The sequence below is a fragment of the Thermoanaerobacterium sp. PSU-2 genome, from assembly GCF_002102475.1.
Lineage (GTDB): Bacteria > Bacillota > Thermoanaerobacteria > Thermoanaerobacterales > Thermoanaerobacteraceae > Thermoanaerobacterium.
On record NZ_MSQD01000006.1, the window covers coordinates 138355 to 158711 of the forward strand.

22 protein-coding genes are annotated in these 20357 nt (G+C 36.1%); 4 read left to right on the forward strand and 18 right to left on the reverse strand.

Features of this window, described 5'->3' with window-relative positions:
- Positions 1 to 16: 16 nt before the first annotated feature.
- Together BVF91_RS06725 and BVF91_RS06730 are read right to left on the reverse strand one after the other, a co-directional pair.
- Complete coding sequence (locus BVF91_RS06725) at positions 17 to 1180, reverse strand: L,D-transpeptidase family protein (protein ID WP_085112683.1); 1164 nt, start codon at positions 1178 to 1180, stop codon at positions 17 to 19.
- 98 nt (positions 1181 to 1278) lie between these two features.
- Positions 1279 to 1791 carry a hypothetical protein gene (locus BVF91_RS06730; RefSeq protein WP_085112684.1) on the reverse strand — a complete coding sequence of 171 codons (513 nt, stop codon included), beginning with the start codon at positions 1789 to 1791 and terminating at the stop codon, positions 1279 to 1281.
- Between the two features lie 136 nt (positions 1792 to 1927).
- Here BVF91_RS06730 and BVF91_RS06735 point away from each other — a divergent pair, with 136 nt between their 5' ends.
- Positions 1928 to 3277: an amino acid permease gene (locus BVF91_RS06735; RefSeq protein ID WP_085112685.1), complete on the forward strand. Its 1350-nt coding sequence runs from the start codon at positions 1928 to 1930 to the stop codon at positions 3275 to 3277.
- 27 nt (positions 3278 to 3304) lie between these two features.
- Here BVF91_RS06735 and BVF91_RS06740 read toward each other — a convergent pair whose 3' ends face one another.
- Positions 3305 to 3712 carry a PspC domain-containing protein gene (locus BVF91_RS06740; protein ID WP_085112686.1) on the reverse strand — a complete coding sequence of 136 codons (408 nt, stop codon included), beginning with the start codon at positions 3710 to 3712 and terminating at the stop codon, positions 3305 to 3307.
- A gap of 286 nt (positions 3713 to 3998) precedes the next feature.
- Between BVF91_RS06740 and BVF91_RS06745 the strand changes: the two genes are divergently transcribed.
- Positions 3999 to 4922 (forward strand): glycosyl hydrolase family 18 protein, encoded by a 924-nt coding sequence (locus BVF91_RS06745; RefSeq protein ID WP_085112687.1) that lies wholly within the window; start codon positions 3999 to 4001, stop codon positions 4920 to 4922.
- A gap of 80 nt (positions 4923 to 5002) precedes the next feature.
- On the forward strand, positions 5003 to 7153 hold the full coding sequence (locus BVF91_RS06750) for an S-layer homology domain-containing protein (RefSeq protein WP_085112688.1): 2151 nt from the start codon (positions 5003 to 5005) through the stop codon (positions 7151 to 7153).
- 12 nt (positions 7154 to 7165) lie between these two features.
- On the opposite strand, the gene BVF91_RS06755 is transcribed toward BVF91_RS06750, so the two are convergent.
- From BVF91_RS06755 to BVF91_RS06770, 4 genes are all read right to left on the reverse strand, one after another.
- Entirely contained in the window at positions 7166 to 9007 is a 1842-nt protein-coding gene (locus BVF91_RS06755; protein WP_085112689.1) for a heavy metal translocating P-type ATPase, read from the reverse strand.
- A gap of 56 nt (positions 9008 to 9063) precedes the next feature.
- Entirely contained in the window at positions 9064 to 9270 is a 207-nt protein-coding gene (locus BVF91_RS06760) for a heavy-metal-associated domain-containing protein (RefSeq protein WP_085112690.1), read from the reverse strand.
- Positions 9271 to 9343: 73 nt separating this feature from the next.
- Positions 9344 to 10021: a Crp/Fnr family transcriptional regulator gene (locus BVF91_RS06765; RefSeq protein ID WP_085112691.1), complete on the reverse strand. Its 678-nt coding sequence runs from the start codon at positions 10019 to 10021 to the stop codon at positions 9344 to 9346.
- Between the two features lie 107 nt (positions 10022 to 10128).
- Positions 10129 to 10680 carry a TIGR01440 family protein gene (locus tag BVF91_RS06770; RefSeq protein WP_085112692.1) on the reverse strand — a complete coding sequence of 184 codons (552 nt, stop codon included), beginning with the start codon at positions 10678 to 10680 and terminating at the stop codon, positions 10129 to 10131.
- A gap of 114 nt (positions 10681 to 10794) precedes the next feature.
- On the opposite strand from BVF91_RS06770, the gene BVF91_RS06775 reads away from it, so the two are divergent.
- On the forward strand, positions 10795 to 11391 hold the full coding sequence (locus BVF91_RS06775) for a superoxide dismutase (RefSeq protein WP_085112693.1): 597 nt from the start codon (positions 10795 to 10797) through the stop codon (positions 11389 to 11391).
- A 66-nt stretch (positions 11392 to 11457) separates the two neighbouring features.
- Here the strand turns inward: BVF91_RS06775 and BVF91_RS06780 are convergent, their stop codons facing one another.
- The 11 genes from BVF91_RS06780 to BVF91_RS06825 all read right to left on the reverse strand — a co-directional run bounded on the left by BVF91_RS06780 (position 11458) and on the right by BVF91_RS06825 (position 20275).
- Positions 11458 to 12006: a 2-oxoacid:acceptor oxidoreductase family protein gene (locus BVF91_RS06780; RefSeq protein ID WP_085112694.1), complete on the reverse strand. Its 549-nt coding sequence runs from the start codon at positions 12004 to 12006 to the stop codon at positions 11458 to 11460.
- The gene (locus tag BVF91_RS06785) at positions 11996 to 12826 is read right to left on the reverse strand and encodes a 2-oxoacid:ferredoxin oxidoreductase subunit beta (protein WP_085112695.1); all 831 of its coding nucleotides are present in this window, start codon (positions 12824 to 12826) and stop codon (positions 11996 to 11998) included. Before BVF91_RS06785 ends, BVF91_RS06780 begins: the two co-directional genes overlap by 11 nt.
- The gene (locus tag BVF91_RS06790; RefSeq protein ID WP_085112696.1) at positions 12826 to 13950 is read right to left on the reverse strand and encodes a 2-oxoacid:acceptor oxidoreductase subunit alpha; all 1125 of its coding nucleotides are present in this window, start codon (positions 13948 to 13950) and stop codon (positions 12826 to 12828) included. The genes BVF91_RS06785 and BVF91_RS06790 overlap by 1 nt, the downstream gene beginning before the upstream one ends.
- Positions 13919 to 14143: an ATP-binding protein gene (locus BVF91_RS06795; protein WP_085112697.1), complete on the reverse strand. Its 225-nt coding sequence runs from the start codon at positions 14141 to 14143 to the stop codon at positions 13919 to 13921. Before BVF91_RS06795 ends, BVF91_RS06790 begins: the two co-directional genes overlap by 32 nt.
- A gap of 76 nt (positions 14144 to 14219) precedes the next feature.
- Entirely contained in the window at positions 14220 to 15344 is a 1125-nt protein-coding gene (locus tag BVF91_RS06800; RefSeq protein ID WP_085112698.1) for a sodium ion-translocating decarboxylase subunit beta, read from the reverse strand.
- A gap of 3 nt (positions 15345 to 15347) precedes the next feature.
- On the reverse strand, positions 15348 to 15494 hold the full coding sequence (locus tag BVF91_RS13270) for a hypothetical protein (RefSeq protein ID WP_168170190.1): 147 nt from the start codon (positions 15492 to 15494) through the stop codon (positions 15348 to 15350).
- 36 nt (positions 15495 to 15530) lie between these two features.
- Positions 15531 to 15929 (reverse strand): methylmalonyl-CoA epimerase, encoded by a 399-nt coding sequence (mce, locus tag BVF91_RS06805; RefSeq protein WP_085112699.1) that lies wholly within the window; start codon positions 15927 to 15929, stop codon positions 15531 to 15533.
- The gene (meaB, locus tag BVF91_RS06810; RefSeq protein WP_085112700.1) at positions 15926 to 16876 is read right to left on the reverse strand and encodes a methylmalonyl Co-A mutase-associated GTPase MeaB; all 951 of its coding nucleotides are present in this window, start codon (positions 16874 to 16876) and stop codon (positions 15926 to 15928) included. Before meaB ends, mce begins: the two co-directional genes overlap by 4 nt.
- A 28-nt stretch (positions 16877 to 16904) precedes the next feature.
- The gene (locus tag BVF91_RS06815; RefSeq protein ID WP_085112701.1) at positions 16905 to 17303 is read right to left on the reverse strand and encodes a cobalamin B12-binding domain-containing protein; all 399 of its coding nucleotides are present in this window, start codon (positions 17301 to 17303) and stop codon (positions 16905 to 16907) included.
- Between the two features lie 11 nt (positions 17304 to 17314).
- Positions 17315 to 18994 (reverse strand): acyl-CoA mutase large subunit family protein, encoded by a 1680-nt coding sequence (locus BVF91_RS06820; RefSeq protein ID WP_085112702.1) that lies wholly within the window; start codon positions 18992 to 18994, stop codon positions 17315 to 17317.
- 30 nt (positions 18995 to 19024) lie between these two features.
- Positions 19025 to 20275 carry a Glu/Leu/Phe/Val family dehydrogenase gene (locus BVF91_RS06825; RefSeq protein ID WP_085112703.1) on the reverse strand — a complete coding sequence of 417 codons (1251 nt, stop codon included), beginning with the start codon at positions 20273 to 20275 and terminating at the stop codon, positions 19025 to 19027.
- Positions 20276 to 20357: the final 82 nt, after the last annotated feature.

Below are 20357 nucleotides of genomic sequence, written 5' to 3' on the forward strand. Positions count from 1 at the left end.
AAGCACAAAAAAAGCGCTAATCGCGCTTAATGTATATTTTATTTGATGATGAATCTATAATGATATTTAACCCATATAAACTTTTCAAATCTTTTTGGTTTATGTACGATTTGCTTTCGTATATTTTGTATTTAATACTTTTGCCATCTACAATAACTCCCTTTTGCGAATCCCATTCCACTGTATGTCCTGCTGCAGTAAAAAATTCTTTGATTGGAATGTAAATATCTCTATTTTGATAATCTACATAATTAGTAGTGGACAAAAACTTGCCATCATAGTAAATCACATTGCCAATCATTTTAATCGTATTTGTATCATTGTCTACAACGAACTTTAAACCCGTCAAGTTTGCTATATCATCAATGTTTACATAGCTTACATTGTCTACTGAAACAGATTTTAAATCCTTAATTTTCTCGTCATCAATGTTTAAATAACCTTTTAGATCACCCACATCCATATAAAACTGGCCATCCTGGGATCTGTACACATCGCTACTGACAAGCTCGTTGCTTTTGACAACTTTATATCCTTCCGAAAACACCAATGGGTCTTTCACATTTATGTATTTGTACAATTTCTCAAATGTATCATAGCTTACTTTTATACCGTAATTTTGCAATTGGCTTTTAATGGATTGTCTCGTATTTAAGCCTTTCTTATAAAAGTCTGGATACACAAATAACGCTTTGCCACCAGTTGGAGAAGTCTTTATAAACATCGTTTGATATACGATATTTACAATGTCGCCGTAGTTTACCATGTCAAAAAGTTCTTCAACATCTGCCTCATACATCCTTATACATCCCGATGATGCCAAAGTACCTATAGATGAAGGCATGTTATTTCCATGTATTCCATAATCACTGTAAAAGCCCATCCACCTGTATCCCAAAGGATTGTCAGGTCCTGATGGTATCACTTCACCAGTCCACGGCGATATCCATTTAGGATTGACTTGCTTATTTATGATTCTGTATGTTCCCAATGGTGATGTAGAAACGATTTTGCCAACTGCTATTGGATAAAGTTTTGACATCATTTGTGATACAAAATAAATAGTCCTTGACGGTATATTGACTGTTATATTATTTGTAAAACCGTAAGATGTTGTTGTATTAAAAGCCAAAACACTAAAAATTACAAATACTATGACAAATCTGTTTTTTGCTTGCAATGGTTGCACCTCTTTTCACAAATTTTATCGATATAAAGCACATGCTCTTAAAGGCGCGCTTAATACTTTATCTATGATAAAATTTGTGAAAATATGAATCACATTTTTTTGTCTATTTCTTTCTTTAATATCTTCAAATTTGGTGCTGAAAAGACAACGTTACTTGCATATCTGTCAAACAACAAAAAGTAATAAATTTTAATGGGTGATTTTAATTTCACTTCTAATAAATCTTTTTTCGAAATGATCAAACTGCAAACATCGTTCTTTACGCTAATACCTCTTTTATAATTGGTTATTTTCTCTACCTCATTTATTTCAGCAATGTTGTCGTATCTTATTCTGGTAAACCCCATGATGCCCAATGATACGACAAAATAATCTTCAAGTAAAATGACTTGAGAAATCCCTATAGAAAATAGTGCAACTGATAATGCCACAGACAAGACTATGTAAAGTATCCACCACAATACAGACAGCTCTACATTGATACCTTTCATGTTGACATCTACAAAGACGAGGACAAACAATATAGCTACACTTAATAAAGTGATAAATGTAACAAAATACAAAAACAATCTTTCAAATCTATTTAAAATGTAATACTTCATGGCTTTCCTCCAGAATAATTTTTGATAAATGAAATTTTACATCATGTATAACCAAAATTCAAGTTTATAAAACGCATGATAATTACAAATAATAAAAAGTAAGTCATAGAATGAATTGTATAATGGAGGTATTGCTTTGGAAAAAGGAAATCTATCTGTTAACGAACTTGTATTAGTAGGAGTAGGTGGAATACTGGGAGCGGGATTCTTTTTGGCAAGCGGCATAGCGATTCATACGGCAGGGCCAATAGTCCTCTTGGATTATCTGATTTCAGCTTTTATAATGTCTGAAGTCTTTTGCGCCCTTTCTGAAATGATCGTCGCAAACCCTGTTGACGGCTCTTTCAGGGTATATGCTGAAGAAGCCTTAGGCGACATAGGCGGATTTTTAAGTGGATGGGTCTACTGGACAGCAGGTGTATTCATCATGTCCAGCGAAGTTACGGCATCAGCAATCTTTACTAAGTTTTGGTTCCCCAAAGTTCCACTGTGGATATTCGCACTAATTTATTCCATCATGGTAATCTGTGTAAACGCATTAGGCACAAAAAATTTTGGCACTGTAGAAGCTTGGTTTTCAACTATAAAAATATCTGCTTTATTCATAATTACTATCATCGGCGTATTCGCACTTTTCGGAGCATTTGGCAATAAAGGCAATATTGGCTTTAAAAACTACTACATCAATGGAGGCATCTTGCCAAATGGCATTAAAGGATTTTTAGGTGCGATGCTTATGTCTTTAATACCATTTGGTGGTATAGAAGTCACCGCCATGACAGCATCAAAAACGAAAAAGCCAAAAAAATATGTGCCTATAGCGAGAAGGTACATCGTGCTTTTCTTATCGATATTGTATCTATCATCTATCGCCGTGCTTTTAGGGGTAATTCCATGGTATGAAGTATCCACAAAAGAAAGCCCCTTTATCAAGCTACTTTCATTTACAAAGATACCATATATCGATTCAATTATGAATTTCATCATCCTTACGGCAGCACTGACTACTATGAATGGAGCTATGTACGGAGTAACGCAAGTCATGTATTCTTTAGGAAAAGGAAGATTTGCGCCGACTTTTTTAAGCAAGCTAAGTAAAAGAGATGTACCTATCTACGCCCTCTTGATAAGCAGTTTCGGACTTCTCATTGCCGTCGTGCTTTCATACATCCTTCCTAAAGATGTTTACGAATATATAACGAGCGCAACAGGATTCATACAATTTTTTAACTGGATCATCATCTTGTACACTTTTATCAAATACAGGCCTATGCTTAAAAAGAAAAACCCGGATTACTTTGAATGCCAAAGGCGCGGGTTTCCATTAAGACCATGGCTCACCATAATTTTATTGGCAGCCGTCCTATTATCGACGCTAACCGTTCCAAAACAGGCAATAGGTTTTTTCGGCGGGCTTATACTGCTTATTGCCATATTTATCTTTTACTTAATAGCAAAAAAGCTGAATTTATTTGATAAATGGTAAAATATCGGAAATCCGATAGTTTTACCATTATTTTTTAAATATAAATAAAAGTCCAAATGCTATAAGAAGCACCGGCCAAAAAATCCTCAAATCAAACCATGGCATAAATATCCTGATGAGAAGAAATAATCCCAAAGCGATCAAAATCCATCCAAATACTTCACTGCTTTTCCTGCCTGAAGAAATCTTTGGCCTTTCAACTTCATGGTCATTATTGTTTCCAACATTATAATCATCATCTTTTGGCTGATATGGATTTTCCGGAACGACGATCCAGGCAATTATATAAAGTAAAACGCCAGAACCTCCCACCAAGGCAATCAAAGCCCATATAAGCCTCACTATCGTCACATCTATATCGAAATACTCTGCTATGCCACCACACACGCCTCCCAAGATAACCTGGTTTCTCGAGCGGTACAATCTTTTATCCATGCTGAGACCTCCTTAAATATCTTAAATTAATTTACTTTGTCAACATTAGGTGAACTTACTCCATCCTGTAAATGATTGTAAATCTTTCAAATCTTCGTTAAAAATCTAGCACCCCCTATTTGATATATTTGACGATTTATTAATCATTGTTAATTAAATACAAACACTTACTATAAATTATACTCAATGCAATGTCTTTTTGGAAGCAAAATTTTGCAAATCGTCATAAATCACAAAGGATATATAATAGCGTATTATGAAATATAATATTTCGGGAGGTATTGTTATGGATAACAAATGGTATTTTGATATAGCAGCAGGCGCTATAGATGATTTAAGAGAACACATATCTCAAATCACGACGCTTATACCTTTCTGGTACGGCGTTAAGCCAGACGGCACACTGGCAGATATGTCATCGCAAGACGTCAAAAGCATAGCATCTCAGAATAATTTACCTATCTTTCCTATTGTACACAATTATTCTGATCCGAAAAAATCACAGCTTATACATGACTTAATATCCAATGCTTCTTTAAGAAACATACTAGTAAACAATATAGCAAACATGGCATTATTAAATAACTATCCAGGAATAAATATAGATTTTGAGTTTGTGCCACCAGAAGACAGAAGCAATCTTAACGCATTTATGGAAGAGCTTTATAATGCCTTAAAAAGTATTGGCAAAATTGTCACGATTTCATTGCCGGCAGAAACAGAGGACAACCCAAGGCATCCTTTCTCAGGCGCATTTCAATACACTGTCTTAAGCCAATTTACAGATCAAGCATACGTATTAGCATACGATGAACACTTCTCGAAGCCTGGACCTATTGCATCAATAGGGTTTGTCCGCAGTGTATTAGATTACGCTGCAAAATCTATTGAAACTAAAAAAATTTGGCTTGGCATGGCAGTCTACGGCTACGACTGGGCAGAAGGCTCAAACTACCCAAGGACATTATCTTACTTTCAAGCCATAGAGACAGCTAAAAATCTCGGCGTCAAAATCGAATACGACGAGACGGCTCAAGAATCCACGTATACTTATACAGTGGACTCCATAAAACACACCGTATGGTTTGAAGATGCCAGAAGTTTTCAGGCAAAACTGCCATTAGTAACTCAATACGGCATATCAGGTATAGCTGTCTGGAGGCTTGGTCAAGAAGACCCTAACGTTTGGAATATTTTAAGCAGAATTTAATATTTTTGGGGAACTTTTTTTGCGGATAAAACGTCTAATAAGTTGATATAGAATACTAAGAATAAAGAGGAGGTTTATTCATGAAAAGGCTCTTTGCTATTTTAATTGCTGCTGTGTTTATCTTAATAACAGCTGTTCCTCATGCCGTATTGGCCCAGACAAACAGCAAAATTGAGCTTAAGCAGGCCATTGAAATTGCCAAAGAAAAGTTAAATTTACCAACAGATGGGTACAGCTTTAACTCCAATTACTATGAAGGCGATGGCAACAAAACATGGTATTTAACATGGACATCCAGCACAAATGGCAACATCACTGTAAATATAAACGCAGACACGGGAGAGATAACAGGTTACAGCTTTTATAAGCCTGGCAACAGTCCAAATAGCGTCATACCTAAATACTCAAGGGATGATGCCAAAAAAGTGGCAGTCGACTTTTTAAACAAAGTTATCCCAGAAAAATTTAAGGAAACGAAAGAGCAGGAAAGCGACGATTACCTGGGCATAAGCCCAAAAATCGCCTACAGTAACGCGTATTCTTTCAATTTTGCACAGGTGGTAAATGGAATCACTTTTCAAGGAAATCACATAGTAATAGAAGTAAACAAAAACACTTTAGAAGTTCAGTCTTACTACTTGACGTGGAATGACAATTACAACTTCCCCGATCCTAAATTAGCTATTTCAAAAGATAAAGCAATAGAAATATACAAAAGCAACAACAGCCTTAGATTGCAGTACAATGTGGTCTACAAAGATGTTTACGGAAACAATGATCCAAAACCACAAGCAATATTAGTTTACGCACTTGTAAACAATCAGCCTATTGATGCCATTAGCGGAGCAATCTTACCACAAAATTATTACGGTCCCTTAGCCGATGGAACAGGTGGTATGGCTACAAAATCGGCTAATTCGCAACAAGTCTTGTCTCCTGAAGAACAAAAAGCCGTAGACGACATTTCAAAATACATCTCAAAAGACAAGGCCATTCAAATGGCAAAAGAAAAACTTCCATTTACAATAGGATCTCAGTACAGCCTTACATCTTCCAATCTTTTTAAAAATAGCTCAAACTCTGACAGCGCAATTTGGGATTTTGCTTGGTCATACTCTGATGGAAGCAACTACAACTATATAACGGCTTCAGTTGATGCTACAACAGGTGAATTAATGACATTTACAAGAAGCGACAGCAGTGAAAATAACATTCAAGGTAAAACACCGAAATACACGAAAGATCAGTTAAAAGACATAGCCGAGGAATACTTAAACAAGATACAGCCAGATAAATTTAAACAAATGGAATATCAAGACGTTCCAACATCTCCTTATGATAATTCTCCGTATATGTCATTCAGTTACGTGTATACGGCAAATGGAATACAATGTCCTTTTGATTCCATATATATAGGCGTCAATAAGTACACTGGCGACATAGTATCATACAATTATAGCTGGATAAATGTAAATTTGCCAGACAGTAAAAACATAATAAGCCTTGATGACGCATACGACTCTTTGTTTAAAAATAGCGACTTACAGCTTACCTACATCATCTACTACGCACCAGACAAAGTATATGATACACCTCCACAAGATGTAAAACTTGTATATCAACTGAGCAACTTCAATGGATTAATAGACGCAAAGACGGGAGATTATGTCGATTTCTCAGGAAATCCAATTAAAAAGGATAAAAGCAATCAATTTACAGATATAGCTGGAAATTGGGCAGAGAAAGACATACTACTTCTATTACAGTACGGCATAGTGGATGGAAAAGATGGCAAGTACATGCCAAATGACTATATACTGCAAAAAGATTTTATAAAAATGCTGGTAAAATCCTATCAGCCAAATAGCATAATAATACCTCTTAGCTCCAACGATGATGAAAACTACGATAATTACTACAACGTAGCAATTAACAACAAAATCATCACAGAAAGCGAGATAAAACCTGATTCTAAAGTGACTCGGCAAGAAGCAGCAAAATTCATCGTAAGAAGTCTTGGCTTAAAATATGTTGCTGACATAAATAGCATCTACACATTAGACTTCTTAAAAGATGCCAATAGCGTAGACAGTTCTTTAAAAGGATACGTGGCAATCGCTTATGGACTGGATTTGATGAAGGGCAATAATGGATACTTTAATCCAAACGGCGATCTTACAAGAGCTGAAACAGCGTCAATATTAGTCAGATATTTGAAAATAGAAAAATAGTATAAAGGGCGCTTATCTGAGGCGCCCTTTATACTTCATAAGTCTCATGGCATTTAACGTGACTATAAATACACTTGCTTCATGTACAAACATCCCAGATGCCAAAAATACATCACCATAAATAACACCTAATAGAAGTGATAATACTACAAATACCGAAAAGTATATATTTTGCTTCATATTTCTTAACGCAGCCCTGCTTAAACCTACGGCAAAAGCTAATTTCTTTAGATTGTCATCTGTAAGTGTAATGTTTGAAACATCGTTGGCCACATCCGTTCCACCTAACCCCATTGATATGCCTACATCGGCGTATGCCAGCGATGGAGCATCATTTACACCATCGCCTACCATTGCAACAATTCCTTCTTTTTTCAAGGATTTTAATATCTTTAACTTTTCATCAGGCAAAAGTTCAGAAAAATACTCGTCCAAATCAAGTTGTTCTTTCACTTGCCTTGCAGTCCTTTCGTTGTCTCCTGTAAGCATGACAGTCTTTTTAATCCCCAATTTTTTAAGCTCTTTTATAGCATCAATAGAAGAACCTTTCACTTTATCAGAGATAGAAATTATGCCGATAGCACCGCCATTCTTAGCCACAACAATAGGTGTTCTGCCCAAACTCTCTTCTCTTTCCATGTGATCTTTGATGCCATCAATGTTTACTCCATTATTTAACATCAATTTTCGATTTCCTGCATAATGCATATCACCATTTATCTTGCCTTTTACTCCCTCACCAGTGACTGAAACAAAATCATCCACGTCAAAAATTTCCTCATCGGTAACATACGATGTAATAGCTTTTGCAATCGGATGTTCCGACCTTATCTCCAAGCTTTTAGCGATCTTTAAAAGTTCATCCCTATTTGCTCCTGCCGATATGACATTTACAACGAAAGGCTTTCCTTCCGTCAATGTACCTGTCTTATCAAAAGCCATTATATTTACTTTACCAAGGTTTTCAAGATATTCTCCACCTTTAATTATGACACCGTGCTTAGCTGCATTTCCTATAGCAGATACTACGGATATAGGTGTGGATATGACCAAAGCGCCGGGGCAAGCTATCACAAGAAATGTAAGCGCCATCATCAGATCCCTTTTTACCAAAAAAGTAATGATCGATGCTAATATGACTGAAGGAGTATAATATTTTGAAAATTTTTCGATGAATTTTTGAGTAGGCGCTTTTTCTCCTTGCGCTTCTTCAACGAGATATAAAATTTTAGAGAAAGTCGTATCCTCGCCAGAATTAACTGTTTCTACTTCAATATAACCATTTTCATTTATAGTGCCACTGTACACAAAACTTCCAACATTTACATCTACCGGCATAGATTCACCTGTTATAGCAGACTGATTTACCGATGCATTCCCTTTTACGACAAAGCCATCTACAGGTATTTTCTCTCCAGATTTTACAGCTACTATATCTTTAATTTTTACATCTTCCGCAGGCACATCTTCCACAATACCATCTTTCACAACATGGGCCATCTTTGGTGCCATATCGATCAAATATTTAAGAGCATTTCTCGTCTTTTGAAGGGTATATGATTCTAAAAAGCCTCCAAGCGAAAACAGAAATGTCACTGCTGCAACTTCCCAGTATTCACCAATTGTTATTGCTCCAACTGCCGCAATAGATACAAGCAAATTTATGCTTATGGTCTTGTACTTTAGAGATAATAAAGCGCTTTTTAAAACCTTGTATCCAGAAACAACCGCTGAAGTTAACATCAATATATTTGACACAATTTTATAATCAAAAAGTTTAAATCCCCAGCTTAAGATTATCAAAATTGCAGCTAACAAAAGTGGAAATAGTTTCTTATCCTTCATATACATCATTTCGCACCTCCTTCTTAAAAATAAGTCGAGCATAAGCCCGACATCATGGTTAAATCTTAGATATTGTATCCAAAATCTTTTATAACCTTCTTTATATCGTCAAGTGTTATGACTTCATCGTCAAACTTCACCTTAATAGAGCCTGTTGTAAAAATCACTTTGGCTTCTTCAACACCTTTTTGTGCGGCTAAAGCCTGTTCAATTTTTTTGCTGCAATCAGGGCAGCTAAGCCCTTCAACGGTAAATTTTACTTCTTTCATCATTAAAATCATCTCCTCTTAATTTTTATTACACATTAATAATAAAACTTTTCCTCAAAATTTTATGTGATCCTGATCAAATTTCTTTGAAATCATCAATATCTTTAATTAGTATTTCCCTATTTGACAAAAATTCTATTAAACCATCATGTTCTAATTCTCTTAATTTTCTGCTGACAGTCTCCCTGGTGGTACCGGCTAAATTCGCCAGATCTTCTCTGCTTAAATAAAGTCTTAGTTTAATACCGTTTATATCTTTCATTCCATCTTTTTCGGCAAGCCTATAAATGATTGACATAAGGCGCTTTTTAACATCTTCTGTGGTCAGATCTTTAAGAAGCAACTCAAGGCTTTTAATTCTTTCATTCAAATAATTCATGATTTTAAAGGCGATAGCCGGATTCTTTGATATTATATTCACAAAGTCATTTTTTGACAAAATGCACATACTTACATTTTCCATGGCTTCAGCGTAAAATGTGGACTTTTGCTCTTTAAATATACTATTTTCTCCAAAAGTATCACCATCTTTTAAAATATACAATATCTGTTCTTTGCCATCTGAATTTATCTTGTAAATTTTTATCTTCCCACTGTGAATTATGTATATTTGTTCTAAGATGTCACCTTCATTCAGTATGATGTCTCCCTTTTTATAAAAACATTCCTTTGTCAGATCGGATATGACTTTTAATTCTTCGTCATTTAGTTCATTAAAAATATGTACCACCTGAGCACAATATTTACATTCCATACCAACACCTCCACATTTAGTATAACAAAATCAAGATAAAATTCTGTGATTATAATCAATTTTTATAAAAAAATCGCTCTTAAATTCCAGAGCGACTTAATAAATTATTACTTTTTATATATTGCCCGTTCTCCGCCGATTAACTTAGGCCGCGTCTTAGCAGCCACTATCGTAGCATCGCCTATTTTACTGTGCTTTAACCTAACTGGAACAACCACAGGCCTTAAGTGCATGCCAATTAATACAAGTCCTATGTCAAGCCCCGCATGTCCTAATCCTTTCAAGCTCTCCACCATAACTGGTTTTTCAAATACGCTGTAAGAATAAGTCTGCAATGAACCTCCTGCATGTACTTGAGGGATCACAGATACTTCATCAAGATTGTATTTTATCATAGCTTCTTCTTCCACAAGAAGGGCCCTGTTTAAATGTTCGCATCCTTGTACAGCCAAATACAAATTTCTCTTTTTTACAGATTCCAATATCGGGTCAACAATTGCTTTCGCTATATCAAGGCTTCCAGACGTTCCAACTTTTCTACCTATGACCTCACTCGTGCTGCCACCTAGTACAAAAAGACCACCGCTTTTTACATCGGCTATATCTAAAAGCTCTTCAATGACTTCCTTCGTCTCAATCTTTATTTCATTTATGTCCAAGTAAAACACCTCCAACTCATATCATGCTTTAATTTATTGTATCACAGTATACATCAAAATCATATAATATTTCAGAAAAAGTCTAGTGGGAGAATATAGAGGGAGGTAAAATAATTGAAAAGGTTAATACCTAAAAAGTATAACTTGGTGTTAAGCGGCATATCGCAAAAGGCGTTGCAAGAGCATTATAAATTGTATGAAGGATACGTGTCGAAGACAAATGAAATTTGGGAGAAACTAACCACATCTGATAGAGAAAAAGCAAATGCAACATACAGTGAATACAGAGAACTTAAGTTGGAAGAAACGTATGCATTAAATGGCGTAAAACTTCACGAACTTTACTTTGAAAATCTTGGTGGAACTGGTGGTCCTGCAACAGGAATAATCGCATCTATGATAACATGCGATTTCGGTTCTTATGAAAACTGGCTTAACGACTTTAAAGCATGTGCACTATCGTCAAGGGGCTGGACAGTTCTTTGCTTTGACCCAATTGACTTAAAGCTTCACAATTATTTGCAGGATCTTCACAATCATGGCATCATTTCAAGGTCGATTCCACTTTTAATAATCGATACTTATGAACATGCATATTTCATAGATTATGGAACAGACAAAAAAGGATACATTGACGCTTTCATGAACAATGTCAAATGGGATGAAGTAAATAAACGTGTATACAATTGGATCGATACAAAGAAAATTTAGCAGGATTCAAAATTTCATCCTGCTAAATTTTCCTTAGGCAGTATTATCGTACTAGAACTATATTCATCAAATTTTAATCAAAACATTGTCAGCTATGCTATATCCTGCTTCAAGAGCCTTTTCATTTAATTTCACTGTGTCTTTTGGGACTTTTTGAATAATAGCCTTTATAAGCGATTCTCTTGACACGATATTGGTCAGCTTAGCAACAACCCCAAGCAAAACTATGTTTGCCGTAAAAAGGCTCCCCACTCTGTTTTTTGCAGTTTCTATTATAGGAAGTGAAAAAACTTTATTTACTGCATTATCATCTACAACAACCGAATTATCGGCTATTACAATTCCATCGCTTTTTAAATCTTTTTTGTACATATTGTATGCTTTCTGAGACATCGCTGCCAATATATCTGGTCTTTGCACTTTTGGGTAATCTATAGTATCATCGCTTATTATTACCTCAGACTTGCTTGCACCACCTCTTGCTTCAGGGCCATACGACTGCGTCTCTACACTGTTCTTTCCATCTAATAATGCAGCTTCTGCCAATATTATGCCTGCCAAAATTATTCCTTGTCCTCCTGTACCTGCAAATCTCATCTCGAATCTATTTATCATCACTATTCACCTTCAATGAATTAATCATTTTATCATATTTTTCAGTAAATTCCGGCTCATCTATGTTTAAAAATTCTCCTATCAAGAATTTATCTGAAAGCTCTTCTTTGGAAAATTTTTTCATATTGTCGACTGAAACAGCGTGCTCTTTTTGCCACTTTAACATCTCTTTACCATCGCCTTTCTTGTTTTTTCTTCCATAATACGTAGGGCACATGGTAATCGCCTCAATAAATGAAAAACCTCTATGCATAATTCCTTTTTCTATTAATTTGATTAATTGCTGCACATGGTACGAAGTGCTTCTGGCGACATATGTGGCTCCTGCGGCCATTGCAAGCTTACACATATCGAAATTTCTATCTATGTTTCCATAAGGCGTAGTTGTAGATTTATCCATAGATGGTGTAGATGGAGAATACTGCCCACCTGTCATTCCATAAATGCTATTATTAAACATTATGGTAGTCAAATCTATATTTCGCCTACATGCGTGGATGAAATGATTACCACCTATCGCAGCACAATCTCCATCGCCAGTAATGACTATAACTGTGAGAGATGGATTAGCCACCTTTATGCCAGTAGCAAATGCCAATGCTCTACCATGTGTAGTATGAAGCGTATTAAAATTAAGATATCCCGAAGCTCTCGATGAACATCCAATGCCTGATACAATACAGACTTTATCGCGATCTAAGTTTAAATTGTCAATTGCTCTTACAATTGCTGATGTTATTATTCCATTGCCACATCCTGGACACCATATAGTAGGCAATGTATCGGTCCTATAATATTTTTTAATGAGTTCAGATGCCATCATAAAGACTCCTTTACCTTTTCATATATATATTGTGGCGTTAGATATTCTCCATTAAATTTATTTACTTTAATCACTTTTCCAAAGCCTTTGACTAAGCGGTCGATCTCCAAATATAGTTGTCCATTATTCATTTCAACTACAAAAATATATTTGAATTTTTCACTTATTTCTTTGAAATGTGCTTCAGGAAAAGGCCAAATCGTTATTGGTTTAAAAAAAGATGCATTAATCCCTGCTTCGCCAAGCATTTTCATTGATTCCTTGCACGCTCTTGCAGAAGAACCGTAAGATACAATAAGCACATCACTATCTTTTCTTATTTTCTCATCGTAAACGCAGATATCATCCCTGTTATTTTCAATCTTGCCTAAAAGCCTCCTCATTAATCTTTCGTTTACATCAGTACTATTTGTAGGATATCCTTTTTCATCATGGGCAAGCCCTGTCACATGATATTTATACCCCAACCCAAATGGTATAAAAGGTGAAACACCATTTAATACATTTTTATAAGGTATATATTCATTTACATCAGGTAAATTAAATTTCTCATTTGTGACATTTGGGTCGTCCTCGATTTCGATTCTTTCCCTCACATGGCCTATGACTTCGTCTAACAACAAAATAACAGGTGTCCTGTATTTATATGTAAGATTAAATGCTTTAATCGTTATTTCGTACGCCTCTTTTACTGATGAAGGCGACATGACTATTATGGGATGGTCTCCATGGGTCCCCCATCTCGACTGCATCACATCGCCTTGTGATGGCATTGTTGGCATTCCTGTGCTAGGTCCGCACCTCTGCACATCGACAATGACACATGGGATCTCCGCCATAGACGCAAACCCAATATTTTCCTGTTTCAACGAAAATCCAGGACCTGACGTTGCTGTCATGGCTTTTGCTCCTGCTAACGATGCACCAATGACAGCAGCCATGCTGCTTAATTCATCTTCCATTTGTATAAACTTGCCACCGATTAACGGAAGCTTTTCTGAGCAAAGTTCTGCGATTTCTGTAGAGGGAGTAATTGGATAACCCGCAAAAAAATTTAAACCTGCCTTTATAGCAGCATCTACTACTGCTTCATTTCCTTGCATCAATTTTACCGTCATCATCTATCACCTCTAAATAAATTGCATAATCTGGGCATCTTAGCTCACAAAGGCCACAGGATGTACACTTTTCTGGATTAATTAGTGAAACTTTATTATCCTTCATGGTTAAAGCATTTGTAGGGCAAAATTCTACGCAAATTCCGCACCCTTTGCACCAGCTTTCGTTTATACATATTTTTTTATTTTTCACAATATCACCTTCGAAAATCTAATGAATTTACCCTTGCTTAACTTATCAAAATGCAATTTATTGTCAGTCTGAATAAAATTTAATGAACTCCCAGTATTGTTAACATCATTCCACCTGCTATGGCAGTGCCAAAAACACCTGCTAAGTTAGGACCCATGGCAAACATGATTAAAAAATTATATGGATTTTCTTTAATAGCAACATAGTGTGAAACGCGAGCTGCTATTGGTACAGATGCAATACCTGCCGACCCTATTAGAGGATTTATCTTTCCTCCAGATAATTTATTTAAAAGTTTTGCGCCTAAAATGCCTCCAGCCGTTCCTGTCATAAACGCAACAAGCCCTAAAACTATTATTTCTAAAGTCTTAATTGTGAGAAAAGTGTCAGCTTTCATTGTTGAACCGATAGATATGCCTAATAGTATTGTTATGACATTCATCAATTCTCCGCTGGCAGTTTTAGCCAATCTATCCACGACACCCGACTCTTTTAATAAGTTCCCCAGCATCATCATCGTAATAAGCGGTGCTATTGGCGGCAATAGCATATCTATCAATACGGTAATAACAATAGGAAAAACAATCTTTTCCGTCTTCGAAACTTCTCTCGGTTGTTTCATAATAATTTTTCTTTCTTCTTTTGTAGTTAAAAGCTTCATAATAGGCGGTTGAATAAGCGGCATCAATGCCATATATGAATATGCTGCAACAGATATTTGTGCCATCAGATTAGGGGCAAGTTTTTGTGTGACGTAAATTGCCATAGGCCCATCTGCCCCACCTATTATTCCTATTGCCGCTGATTGATGTATGGAAAACCCTAAAATTTTCGCCCCTATCAATGCGATAAAAATTCCTATATGAGCAAATGCACCCAGGATCACAAGGCTGGGATTTGCAATCATTGGTCCAAAGTCAGTCATGGCTCCGACACCTAAAAATATAAGTGGCGGATATATGATCTTTTTAACACCAAGGTAAAATATTCCAATAAGCCCATTTGGCAAAAGCAAATTAGTAGATGGTATGTTTGCTACAATGCATCCAAACCCTATCGGAAGCAATAGATATGGCTCGTACTTCTTAGCAATAGAAAGAGAAATAAAAGCTATTCCTAAAGCTATCAATATTGCATTTCCTAACGTCAAATGAACTAAACCTGTTGATTTAAACATTTCCTTTATAATGTCTAAAATAATCATGTTTTATCTCCTACTTTTTAAGTATTTAGATATTTTATTTAAAAAAGGAAATAGCCTTAATATGCCATCAATCAAAAATAGAAATACTATTAATAAAATCATATCAAGCAAAGACAAGTAAATTGCACCTACTACTGTATTTCCTACCAATTGACTATCCCCCTTAGCTTACAAATTTAAGTCATGTCACCTCTGACATAACTCTAATAACACGCCGTTAGTGCTTTTAGGGTGTACAAACGCTATCTTTGAACCTCCTGCACCAGTCTTAGGTGCCTCATCAATTAATCTAATGCCTTTAGATTTTAATTTTTCTAAGGACGCCTCAATATCATCCACTTCCAAAGCTATATGCTGGATTCCTTCTCCTTTTTTCTCAATAAATTTTGCTACAGGGCTATCAGACGATGTAGCCTCTAATAGTTCTATATCAATATCTCCAATTTTTATAAAAGCGGTCCTTAGATTTTCAGAACTTAAAGTTTCAATTCCAACAACTTTTTGTCCTAAAACGTCCTCATAAAACTTGGATGCCTCTTCTATGCTTTTTACTGCTATACCTATATGATCAATTTTTTTTATCATTTGAAGCCCCCCTTGAGATTTTTGTATATACCTTCTGCGATCATGTATGGATTTGTCAATCCAGCATATTCCGCATTAATCAATTCTTTGATGCTTTCCTGACTTATTTTCTCGTTTAAAGCTTTCATAAAATTGTCCATTAATATCTCTAAAACTTCCCATCTTAAATTTTTAAGCCGCCTTTCTTCAAGACCACCTGTTTTTTCGAGATAATATCGATGCTCCATTATTTTAGAAAGAAGCGTACTACAACCTTTGCCATACAATGCAGAAACCTCTAATACAGGCGGTCTCCAATCGGATTTATCATTTAAATCGAGCATGAAATTAATTTCTGCTGCCGTTTTATCGGCTCCTTCTCTATCTGATTTATTGACTACAAATATATCGCCAATCTCCATTATCCCAGATTTAATAGCTTGTATATCATCACCCATACCTGGAGATAAAACCATCACATTTGTATCTGAAGTTTTCACGATGTCAATTTCTGATTGACCCACTCCAGATGTCTCCACAATAATATAATTCATACCGACAATATCCAATATGTGAATTGCTGCTCTTGTTGCTTTCGCCAATCCACCAAGCTTGCCTCTCGTTCCCATGCTCCTCATATATACATTTTTATTAAGCGCTATATCGCTCATTCTAACCCTATCCCCAAGTATAGCTCCACCAGAGAAAAAGCTGGTAGGATCTACTGCAAGAATTCCAACTGAATAATTATCTTTTAGAAGAAATTTTGCTATTTCATTTGTAAGAGTGCTTTTTCCTACACCTGGAGGTCCGGTTATACCGATTACATAAGCTTTTCCAGCCTTGTTGTAGAGATTTTTGATTATCTCATAGACTTTTTCATCGCCATTTTCTGCCATAGTTATAGCTTTGGCTATGGCTCTCTTGTCTTTCTTTAATAGCAAATCTTCTAAATCTATATCTCTCATTTTTAAGCCTCTTTTCATCAAGCTTAAATTATTGGACTTTTACATTTTTCATAATATATTCAACAGCCTTTGATGTTGGTGTGCCTGGTGTAAATATTTCCTTTATACCTAAAGACTTTAGAAATGGTATGTCCTCATCAGGAATTATGCCGCCAGCAATTACCATAATTTCCTCTACTCCCCTATCCTTTAGCAAATTCATTATTTTAGGAAACAATGTGTTGTGAGCACCAGATAAAATGCTTAATGCGATGACATCAACATCTTCTTGAATTGCTGCTTCTACAATCTGTTCGGGTGTCTGCCTCAATCCTGTATATATGACTTCCATGCCAGCATCTTTAAATGCCCTTGCAATCACTTTTGCACCTCTGTCATGTCCATCAAGACCTGGCTTAGCCACTAGAACTCTAATTGGCCTTTTCATTTTCTCACCCCTCATAAGACTATGTTCTCTCTGTATTCTCCAAACACAGATCGTAACACATCGCATATCTCGCCAAGTGTTGCATACGCTCTAACTGCATCTATTATTTGAGGCATAATGTTTTCTTGACTACAAGCCGCCTCTTTAAGGTCTGATAATCTTCTCTTTACTTCTTCATTATCTCTTTCAGCCCTAAGTTTTTTTAGCCTTTCTTTTTGCATCTCCCCAACTTGAGGATCAACTTTAAGCAAGTTGCCATAGTATTTTTCTTCAGTTTTAAACTTGTTCAAGCCTACTATAATCCTCTCACCTTTTTCAATCTCTTTTTGATACCTGTACGCGCTATCTTGTATTTCCTTTTGAATAAATCCACTCTTTATTGCACAGGCAGCACCGCCAAGTTCATCAATTTTTTTTATGTATTGTAAGGCTTTCTCCTCTATTTGATTCGTTAAATACTCTACGTAGTAACTGCCTGCCAGCGGATCAGGTGTATCACATACGCCGCTTTCGTATGCTATTATCTGCTGAGTCCTTAATGCAATCTTCACCGAATCTTCTGATGGCAGCGCCAATGCTTCATCGCGGCTATTCGTGTGAAGTGATTGAGTTCCTCCTAACACTGCAGCCAATGCCTGCAGCGCAACTCTTACAATATTATTATCAGGTTGCTGAGCAGTTAACGTAGAACCGCCAGTCTGTGTATGAAATCTAAGCATCATTGATTTTGGATTTTTAGCATTGAATCTTTCTTTCATTATCCTTGCCCACATCCTTCTGGCAGCTCTGAATTTCGCCACCTCTTCTAATAAATCATTGTGAGCGCTAAAGAAAAATGAAAGCCTCGGTGCAAAGTCATCAACATCAAGTCCCGCTTTTAATGCGGCATTTACGTATTCTATCCCGTTTGCCAATGTAAAAGCTACCTCTTGCACAGCTGTAGCTCCAGCTTCCCTTATGTGATAACCACTTATGCTTATCGTGTTCCACTTTGGAATGTATTTGGAACAATATTTGAATATGTCTGTTGTAATCCTTAATGAAGGTTCAATTGGAAAAATGTATGTTCCACGAGCAATGTATTCTTTCAATATGTCGTTTTGAATAGTTCCTTCCAATTTGTCTAAAGAAACTCCTTGCTTTTCTGCGACAGCGATGTACATTGCTAAAAGAACTGCTGCAGGGGCATTTATCGTCATGGATGTACTGACTCTATCGAGAGGTATCCCATCAAACAAAATTTCCATATCTAAAAGAGAATCTACAGCAACACCAACTTTCCCTACTTCACCTTCAGCCATCGGATGATCCGAATCATATCCTATCTGTGTTGGTAAATCGAATGCTATGCTTAACCCTGTCTGTCCCTGCGAAAGTAAGTATTTATACCTTGCATTTGATTCCTCAGCATTACCAAATCCAGCATACTGCCTCATAGTCCAGAACCTTCCTCGGTACATGGTTGGCTGAACACCACGCGTAAATGGATATTGGCCCGGAAAGCCTAAATCATTTAAATAGTCCAAATCAACTACATCATCAGGCGTATATATGCTTTTTATTTCTACACCTGATGAAGTCATAAACTTCTCTTTTCGTACTGGATATTTTTCTTTGGCTTTGTTGGCACATTGGTATAACCATTTGTTGCTTTCCTCTTTTATCTTATCGATATACTCTTCATCTTTCATTTGAAAATTCCCCCATCGATACCGCAATCATCATACCCAACCACGCATTTCCATAGCTTCATATATTCTATTTAGAGATGTAATATATGCACCTGTGCGCATGTCTACTTTGTAGGCATTTGAAGTTTCGTAAACTTTTTTAAATGCCTCTATCATAATCTTTCGCTGCCTATCTTCAACTTCCTCCAATGTCCAATAGTAATTGTCCAGATTTTGAACCCATTCAAAATATGAAACCGTCACACCACCCGCATTTGCTAAAATATCTGGCACCACAAATATACCTCTTTCATATAAAATTTTATCTGCTTCAGGTGTTGTGGGACCATTCGCTCCTTCGCATATTATCTTCGTCTTTATTGATCTTGCAATATCTGTAGTTATCTGATTCTCCAAAGCTGCCGGCACAAATATATCTGTTTTAAGTTCAAACAATTTATCTTTTGTTATTTGTTCAGCATCGTCAAATCCTGCCACACTTCCATTTTCTTTTACATATTCAATTAATTCGTTGACGTCTATTCCCTCTTCTTTGTATATGCCGCCCCTTGAATCAGACACCGCTATAATCTTCGCACCCAGTTTTTGAAGGTTAATTGCTGAATAGCTGCCCACATTTCCAAAACCTTGAATGCTTACAGTACAATTTTTTATATTCAAACCTAAATATTTAGTTGCTTCATAAGCCATCAGCGCAACTCCATAGCCAGTAGCCTGTGTTCTTCCAAGAGAACCTCCACATATAATCGGTTTTCCAGTAATAATTCCAGGGCTATTTTTCCCTGACAATTTGCTGTATTCGTCCATCATCCATGCCATAATTTGCTCATTTGTATTTACATCTGGTGCTGGTATGTCTTTATCAGGTCCAATGATGCTGTATATTTCTCTTATATAGCCTCTGCTTAATCTTTCTAACTCACTTTTAGACAATGTGCTTGGATCTACTATTACTCCTCCTTTGGCCCCTCCAAATGGGATACCTACAACACTGCATTTAAAGCTCATCCAAATTGAAAGTGCCTTTACCTCATCAATATTTACATCTGGATGAAATCTAATTCCTCCCTTTGTTGGGCCAACAGCATCATTATGCTGTGCTCTATAGCCTTTGAAGATCCTTATCGTACCATCATCCATCCTTACTGGTATAGAGACTTCCAAAAATCTTATAGGCTCTTTTAATATTTGATAAGCAGAATCGCTGACTTTTAATAGCTTACAGGCATTTTCTATCTCTTTCTGAGCATTTGTCAATGGATTTAAACATTCGCTTTTCATATTGTTAGATCTCCTTTCATAAGAAAAAAGTTATTATGTTGTAATTTATCCATCAAATTTTTAAATACTGTAATTTTTGCAT

Bases quoted from the DNA above. Each gene is read 5' to 3' on its own strand.
- BVF91_RS06730 (WP_085112684.1), bottom strand. From the start codon at position 1,791: ATGAAGTATTACATTTTAAATAGATTTGAAAGATTGTTTTTGTATTTT.
- BVF91_RS06740 (WP_085112686.1), bottom strand. From the start codon at position 3,712: ATGGATAAAAGATTGTACCGCTCGAGAAACCAGGTTATCTTGGGAGGC.
- BVF91_RS06745 (WP_085112687.1), top strand. From the start codon at position 3,999: ATGGATAACAAATGGTATTTTGATATAGCAGCAGGCGCTATAGATGAT.
- BVF91_RS06750 (WP_085112688.1), top strand. From the start codon at position 5,003: ATGAAAAGGCTCTTTGCTATTTTAATTGCTGCTGTGTTTATCTTAATA.
- BVF91_RS06755 (WP_085112689.1), bottom strand. From the start codon at position 9,007: ATGATGTATATGAAGGATAAGAAACTATTTCCACTTTTGTTAGCTGCA.
- BVF91_RS06760 (WP_085112690.1), bottom strand. From the start codon at position 9,270: ATGATGAAAGAAGTAAAATTTACCGTTGAAGGGCTTAGCTGCCCTGAT.
- BVF91_RS06765 (WP_085112691.1), bottom strand. From the start codon at position 10,021: ATGGAATGTAAATATTGTGCTCAGGTGGTACATATTTTTAATGAACTA.
- BVF91_RS06780 (WP_085112694.1), bottom strand. From the start codon at position 12,006: ATGATAAATAGATTCGAGATGAGATTTGCAGGTACAGGAGGACAAGGA.
- BVF91_RS06785 (WP_085112695.1), bottom strand. From the start codon at position 12,826: ATGGCATCTGAACTCATTAAAAAATATTATAGGACCGATACATTGCCT.
- BVF91_RS06790 (WP_085112696.1), bottom strand. From the start codon at position 13,950: ATGATGACGGTAAAATTGATGCAAGGAAATGAAGCAGTAGTAGATGCT.
- BVF91_RS06800 (WP_085112698.1), bottom strand. From the start codon at position 15,344: ATGATTATTTTAGACATTATAAAGGAAATGTTTAAATCAACAGGTTTA.
- mce (WP_085112699.1), bottom strand. From the start codon at position 15,929: ATGATAAAAAAAATTGATCATATAGGTATAGCAGTAAAAAGCATAGAA.
- meaB (WP_085112700.1), bottom strand. From the start codon at position 16,876: ATGAGAGATATAGATTTAGAAGATTTGCTATTAAAGAAAGACAAGAGA.
- BVF91_RS06815 (WP_085112701.1), bottom strand. From the start codon at position 17,303: ATGAAAAGGCCAATTAGAGTTCTAGTGGCTAAGCCAGGTCTTGATGGA.
- BVF91_RS06820 (WP_085112702.1), bottom strand. From the start codon at position 18,994: ATGAAAGATGAAGAGTATATCGATAAGATAAAAGAGGAAAGCAACAAA.
- BVF91_RS06825 (WP_085112703.1), bottom strand. From the start codon at position 20,275: ATGAAAAGCGAATGTTTAAATCCATTGACAAATGCTCAGAAAGAGATA.